This is a genomic window from Flavobacterium salmonis, assembly GCF_903819435.1.
GTDB classification, from domain to species: Bacteria; Bacteroidota; Bacteroidia; order Flavobacteriales; family Flavobacteriaceae; genus Flavobacterium; species Flavobacterium chungangense.
Genome location: NZ_CAIJDP010000026.1, coordinates 1 through 268, shown reverse-complemented (window position 1 = coordinate 268; position 268 = coordinate 1). Strand labels below are relative to the sequence as shown.

Genomic DNA, 268 nt, shown 5'->3' with positions numbered 1-268 from the left:
AATTGACCGGTACGATCACTATTGATCCGGCCGATGATACCCTATACGAAGGAAATGAAACAGTAATTGTCGACATCACAGGAGTAACCGGAGGCAATGGTGCTATAGAAAACGGCGTTCAGCAGGCAACGGTAACGATCACCGATGATGAGACCGCCCCAACGGTAATACTTAGCGGAACAGCTTCAATCGCAGAGAACGCATCAGGTACTGCTACAATCACCGCTACGCTGAGCACGGCTACGACTATCGATACGGTAGTAAGCTT

At 49.3% G+C, this 268-nt stretch carries 1 protein-coding gene; it reads left to right on the top strand.

Annotated features, from left to right (window positions below; genetic code table 11):
* On the top strand, nucleotides 1-268 hold a 268-nt coding region (locus tag FLACHUCJ7_RS00140; RefSeq protein ID WP_180907457.1), incomplete at both ends, for a hypothetical protein.